Raw genomic sequence first — 6,060 nt, 5'->3', positions numbered from 1 at the left:
GCTGCGAAGCTCGATGCATCCGCCTGCGCTGCGTCGCGCGACCCTCTGCAGATCTACGGATCTGCGATCGGATCACGCTTCTTGCTCAGGCGGCGACTCCCGCTTCTCGCTCGAATCCTCCCTGTGCAGAGATTCCCTAGCGATTGCTGTCGGTCAGCGATCGGTTCCAGTCAGGGATCGCTATCAGTTCTCACCCGCGACCAGGTTCGAGTCGCTCGGTTGGGCCGCGCGCACGACCTGACGGCCTCCGGCCGTGCGTTCGGACGAGAGCCCGCGCAGTCGTGCGTTAAGTCCGAGTTCGCTGCATGACTCGATGCGGACGACGGGCCGCGAACCTCGTCTCGGTCGGCCGGTGCCGGTCGCCCCCACGCGCAGCTCGACGCGTGTCGCGAACGGAGGATCGACGAGTTCGAGTGCAACACTCTCGCCCGGTTCGACGCGGCCCTGGTAGACCCAACGGGAGCGCCATTGAGCCGAAACCTCACCCGTGTCGTCGTACGCTTTCATGCGCAATCCGATCCAGGCCAGCGCATGCTCGCTACGATTCTTGAAAATCGCGCACACTCCGGTGCGATCGGGAATCCCGTCGAAGTGCATCGCGTAGGCGGCGTGGAATCCATCGAGTTCTTGCGCAGTCCGGCAAGAGCACACGAGGGAACCCAATAGCGCGATTGTCGCGACGAGTGCAGTTCGTGGGGGGGACCGCATGCCCCGGTTTCGGCACTGGCGTGAGGGTCTTTACCCTCGTTTCTTGTTTCAGGTCCGCTTGGAAAGGGCTTCCCTCACGAGAGGAAGCCGATCGTTGCCGAAATACATATCGTCGCCGTCGATGAAAATCGTCGGTGAGCCGAACCCTCCGCGTTCGATCAACTCGTCGGTGTTCTCTCTCAGGGCGTTTTTCAGTTCGGGTTTCTGGATATCCGCTAAGAAGTGGACCGGGTCGAGTCCGAGCGTTTTGACGATCTCGCGCAGCACATCGTCACGAGAGATGTCCAGCAGATCGCTCCAGTACGCCTCGAATACGGCGCGCGCGTAGCCCGGAAGGAGACCCTTTTCGAGTGCGAAAAGGGCTCCGCGCATGGCTTTGACGCTATTGACCGGAAAAACGGACGGCGATCCGATGCGAAGTCCGCACAGACGCGCCCAGTCGGCCAGGTCTTTCGCGTAGTAGCGCGCCTTGGCCGGTACCGGATTTGCGCGCTGTTCATACACGCTCTGGTTGATCGCGTTGAAGACGCCGCCTACCAGAATCGGCTTCCAGACCAGGTCGGTCTGAAATTCTCGACACGTGTTTTCGATCTGATCGAATGCGAGATAGGTCCACGGACTCGAGCAATCGAAGAAGAATTCCAGTCGAGCCATAGGGGATTCCCCTTTCCGTTCCGACCTTACACGCGCGCGCGCCCGCATCTCAAATCGTGTAGATTCCTCCTGCCTCGGGGAGGATCTTCCAGCCGAATTCGCTGGAGCCCCGACAAGAGGGGAGCGCGGGGATCTCATGGAGGTCATCCATCACGACATCGTCCTTGTGGGGGGCGGCGGTGCCGGGTTGCGTGCGGCCATGGCCGCCGTCGAAGCAGACCCTTCGATCAGCGTGGCCTGCGTTTCAAAGCTCTATCCGATGCGAAGTCATACTGTCTCCGCAGAAGGCGGTGCAGCCGGTGCCGTTCGCGATGACGACAGTTTCGAGCTGCACGCCTACGATACGCTGAAGGGGAGTGACTTCCTCGCTGATCAGGACACCGTAGAGACCTTTGTTGAAGCCGCGCCCCGCGAGTTGGTCCAACTCGAGCACTGGGGCTGCCCCTGGAGCCGCGATCCCGACGGAAAGATCTCGGTGCGCTTCTTCGGCGGCATGAGCGTGAAACGGACATGGTTCGCTACGGACAAGACCGGCTTCCATATGTTGCATGCGCTCTTCCAGAACTCCATGCGCTACGACCGTATCGTGCGCTACGACGAGTTCTTCGCGACTCGTATCCTGACGGAGAACGGTCGTGCCCGCGGCGTCGCCGCCTTCGATATCCGCACAGGTCGGATGCATGCAGTACTCGGCCGAGCAGTGATCTTGTGTACCGGCGGTGCCGGCCGCATCTTCCCGTTCACGACCAACGCGGCGGTCAAGACGGGTGACGGCATGGCGCTGGCCTACCGCGCGGGGGTCGGGCTCAAGGACATGGAGTTTGTCCAGTACCATCCGACCGGTCTGCCGGGAACAGGCATCCTGATCACGGAAGCATCACGCGGTGAAGGAGGCCACCTGAAGAACGCCAAGGGGGAGCGCTTCCTGGTCGACTACGACTACGGAGTGGGCAACAAGGCGGAACTCGGTCCCCGCGACATGGTTTCGCGCGCCGAGATGAAGGAATTTCAGGCGGGTCGCGCCTTCAAGGGTGCCTACGGCGAATACGTGCATCTGGAACTGATGCATCTGGGTGAGGAGAAGATCAACAAGAAGCTGCCCTTCGTGCGCGAACTGGCGCGCAACTACGTGGGTATCGATCCGGTCTGGGAGCCGATTCCGGTGCGGCCCGTCGTGCATTACATGATGGGCGGTGTAGATACCGACGTCGACGGTGCGACCGAACTTCCGGGTCTGTATGCCGCAGGTGAGTGTGCTTCGGTTTCGATCAACGGTGCGAACCGCCTCGGAAGCAACTCGCTGACCGAGTGCCTGGTGTTCGGGCAGCGCTCTGGGAAAGCAGCGGCGAAGTTTGCTCTCGATGCCAGCGAGGGCAGCGAGAGTCATCTGGTCGAGCAGGCCCGTGTAGAAGAGAACCGGGTCGAGTCACTGCGCGGTAAGCACGGTGGCGAAAAGATTGCCGATATTCGCCGAGAGCTGAACCTGGCCATGGAATCCGGTTGTGGTGTGTTTCGCGAAGAGGATTCCATGCAGGCCAGTTTTCAGACGATCACACAGCTCAAGGGTCGCTATGCAGACATCGGCCTGGGCGATACGAGCCGAGTGTTCAATACGGAAATCGTCAACGCGCTGGAACTCGGCAATATGATCGACGTTGCCGAGACGGTTGCCCTCTCGGCAGCGGCTCGAAAGGAAAGTCGCGGGGCGCATACCCGTACGGATTTCCCGACGCGCAACGATCGGGACTTTCTGAAGCACAGCGTTGTGAAGTTTGCGGCCGACGGACCGAGACTCGAGTACAAGCCCGTGACGATTACGCGCTGGCAGCCCGAAGAGCGGAAGTACTGAGATGGAGGTCGAGGTCCGCAAGTTCGAGGTCTTCCGCTTCCGTCCCGAAGAAGAAGAGGAGCCGACCTACCACACGTACGAAGTTCCCTGTATGCCGGAATGGGTGGTCCTGGATGCGCTGAATGCCATCAAGGACGATATCGATCCCACGCTCTCGCACCGCTGGTCTTGTCGCATGGGCGTGTGCGGCAGCTGCAGCATGCTGGTGAACGGTCGTCCTGTTCTGACGTGCAACGCGTTCGTCAAGAATTACGAGGGCACGATCCGCGTCGAGCCTCTTTCGAACTTCCCCGTGGTGCGCGATCTGGTCGTCGAACTCGATAGCTTCATGGCCAAGCTGCAGAGTGTGAAGCCCTGGATCATCCGCAAGGCCGAGAAGGATCTGGGTGAGGGAGAGTATCTGCAATCACCCGCTCAACTCGAAGAGTTCAAACAGTACTCCATGTGTATCAACTGCTGCCTGTGTTATGCGGCTTGTCCCGTGCTCGCCAGTGAGCCCGATTTCGTAGGTCCGGCGGCGATCGCTCTTGCGCATCGCTACAATCTCGATTCGCGAGACGAGGGCAACCATGAGCGCTACGACGCGATTCACGGACACGATGGGGTCTGGGCCTGTTCGTACTCCAACGAATGCTCCCAGGTCTGCCCGAAGCACGTAGATCCTTCGATGGCGATCAACCAGGCCAAACTCACCGGCGCGTTGCAGTGGTTCAAGCTCTTGCCGAAGAGGAGCTTCACGTGAGCACTGCGCAGATCCAGTCCGTGGGCCAGGGGCGAACGCGCACCGCCCCGGCCAATCCACCCGATGGCTTTCCCCTGGGTTTTCCGCGCTACCGCAACTACACGGTCTTCGCATTCACCTCACTGGCGCTGGCGTTAGCCGCGTTGATCCTGCTGTTTGGCGTCGCTGCGCTGGGGCGCGGCGAAGATGCCTGGCAGGGCTATCTCGCGATTCTGTCGTCTGCGCCGATGCTCCTGCTCTCCGCTATTCTGCTGGGCTTCTCCTTGTACTTCGCGCTGCGCTTTGGCTGGGTGGGCCGCAAGATCGCAGCGGGTCGCATCGGACCCATTCCGGCCCCGCCCGTCCCGCTTCTGTTTCTGGGCGCCGCACCCATCGCCGGATTCGTGGTGCTGTGGCTGCTGATTCTGGCTCTGCTCGGAGGAGCACTGGGGTGATTCGGCGATTAGAACCGCTCTGGTGGATTCTTTTCGGCGCTGGTGGTTTCATCGCGGCGTTCACGATTCCCGGTCTGATTACCGGGCTTTTCCTGCTCGGCCCACTCGGCTTCTTTGAGTCGGGTCTAGACTACGAACGTGTTCTGGGTCTGGCCACGCAACCGCTGGGACGAGCATTTCTGATCGCGGTGATCTCGCTGACGCTCTGGCATAGCGCGCATCATCTGCGGCATCTGTGCATCGACCTGGGTGTGAAAGGGCAGGGCGCAGCTTACGGATCGTACGGCTTCGCGCTCCTGGGAACGATCGCCGCTTTCGTTGTTACGCTCGGCCTCTGATCAGTCCAGGCCGAACTCGCGCAGGATCGCGGCACGATCGGCATCGAGTTCCGGTGCAGGCGGGCGAGTTTCCGGATCGGGATGGCCGCCCAGCTTGATCGGGTTGCCCGCCATCTCGAGTATCGTGCCCGAGGGATCTGTAGTGCTGACGATCATATTGCGCGCGCGTACGTGCGCGTCCTCGAGCACCTCTTTCACGTCGTTGATCGGTCCGCAAGGTACGCCCGCCTTCTGCAGGGAATCGAGCCAGTTTCGCGTGTTCTGCGCTGCGAGTGCCGCTTCGATTTCGATGGCCAGGGCAGGCTCGTTCTGGTTGCGCAACTCATTGCTCGCAAAACGCGAGTCGTCGGCGAGTTCCGGTCGCGAAAGGCATTCGCACAGCTTCCGAAACAGCGCGTCGTTACCGGCGGCAATGACCACCTGGCCATCCGCTGTTCGAAAAGCCGCAAACGGCGTGATCGACGGATGTCGGGCACCGAGCGGTCCGGGGACCACGTCCGTCGCCCGATAACGCGCGATCGCGTTCTCCAGGATGGCAACCTGGGAGTCGAGCATGCCCACATCGATCTTCTCGCCGCGGTCACTGCGCTCGCGCTCGAGCAAGGCCGCGTTGATGCCGAGTGCAGTGAACATTCCCGCGGCGATATCGCCGATTGAGGTGCCCACCCGCGTGGGGTTGCCGCCGGACTCCCCCGTCAAGCTCATGATGCCCCCCATCGCCTGGACGACCATGTCGTAGGCCGGGCGTTCCGAATAGGGCCCGGTGTGGCCGAAGCCGGAGACGGCTGCGTAGATCAGACGCGGGTAGGTCGTGCGCAGGGTTTCCCAACCAAAGCCCAATCGTTCCAGCGTGCCGGGGCGGAAGTTCTCGACCAGAACGTCGGCCTTGTCGAGCAGACCTTCGAAGATACGGCGGTCGGCAGCCTGTTTGAGATCCAGAGCGATACTCGACTTGCCCCGGTTCAGCGACGCAAAATACGCGGACGTCTTCTCTACGAAGGGGCCGATGTGTCGCGCGTCGTCACCGACCCCCGGGCGCTCGACCTTGATCACGCGCGCCCCGAGTTCCGCGAGCAGCATGGTGCAATAGGGGCCGGCGAGCACGCGACTCAGATCGACGACCAACACCCCTGAAAGCGGACCCGCTGCAGACATGCTGCGAGTCTACAGCCGTGGTGCGAAGAATGGGTCTGGTGCCGAAGACGTCAGATCGAGGATTTCAGGCAACTCTGGGGAGCGCAAAACGGGCCTCTCGGCCTCGCTCTGACGCACGGAGGGGTCAGGCCCATTCCTCGCACCACCACTCTCAAGTCGTTCTCCACTTGTGCCGTTGGG

The 6,060-nt window shown here is 61.6% G+C and carries 7 protein-coding genes; 4 read left to right on the top strand and 3 right to left on the bottom strand.

What is annotated here, in order from left to right:
* Window positions 1–183 precede the first annotated feature (183 nt).
* Both GY725_23390 and GY725_23385 read right to left on the bottom strand, forming a co-directional pair.
* On the bottom strand, window positions 184–708 hold the full coding sequence (locus tag GY725_23390; protein MCP4007137.1) for a hypothetical protein: 525 nt from the start codon (window positions 706–708) through the stop codon (window positions 184–186).
* A 48-nt stretch (window positions 709–756) separates the two neighbouring features.
* Window positions 757–1,362: a 2-hydroxychromene-2-carboxylate isomerase gene (locus GY725_23385; GenBank protein ID MCP4007136.1), complete on the bottom strand. Its 606-nt coding sequence runs from the start codon at window positions 1,360–1,362 to the stop codon at window positions 757–759.
* Window positions 1,363–1,498: 136 nt separating this feature from the next.
* On the opposite strand from GY725_23385, the gene GY725_23380 reads away from it, so the two are divergent.
* From GY725_23380 to GY725_23365, 4 genes are read left to right on the top strand one after another with little or no spacing between them, the layout of a single operon-like run.
* Complete coding sequence (locus GY725_23380; GenBank protein MCP4007135.1) at window positions 1,499–3,211, top strand: FAD-binding protein; 1,713 nt, start codon at window positions 1,499–1,501, stop codon at window positions 3,209–3,211.
* Between the two features lies 1 nt (window position 3,212).
* Window positions 3,213–3,953, top strand: a complete 741-nt coding sequence (gene sdhB, locus GY725_23375; protein ID MCP4007134.1) for a succinate dehydrogenase iron-sulfur subunit — start codon at window positions 3,213–3,215, stop codon at window positions 3,951–3,953.
* Window positions 3,950–4,387 carry a hypothetical protein gene (locus GY725_23370; GenBank protein ID MCP4007133.1) on the top strand — a complete coding sequence of 146 codons (438 nt, stop codon included), beginning with the start codon at window positions 3,950–3,952 and terminating at the stop codon, window positions 4,385–4,387. Before sdhB ends, GY725_23370 begins: the two co-directional genes overlap by 4 nt.
* A complete protein-coding gene (locus GY725_23365) occupies window positions 4,384–4,725 on the top strand; it encodes a fumarate reductase subunit D (protein ID MCP4007132.1) in 342 nt (113 codons plus the stop codon). The genes GY725_23370 and GY725_23365 overlap by 4 nt, the downstream gene beginning before the upstream one ends.
* On the opposite strand, the gene GY725_23360 is transcribed toward GY725_23365, so the two are convergent.
* Window positions 4,726–5,880 (bottom strand): CoA transferase, encoded by a 1,155-nt coding sequence (locus GY725_23360; GenBank protein MCP4007131.1) that lies wholly within the window; start codon window positions 5,878–5,880, stop codon window positions 4,726–4,728.
* Between the last annotated feature and the right edge of the window lie 180 nt (window positions 5,881–6,060).

The organism is bacterium, assembly GCA_024226335.1.
In the GTDB taxonomy this organism is placed as follows: Bacteria; Myxococcota_A; UBA9160; order SZUA-336; family SZUA-336; genus JAAELY01.
This window is presented reverse-complemented; position numbering and strand designations above follow the sequence as displayed.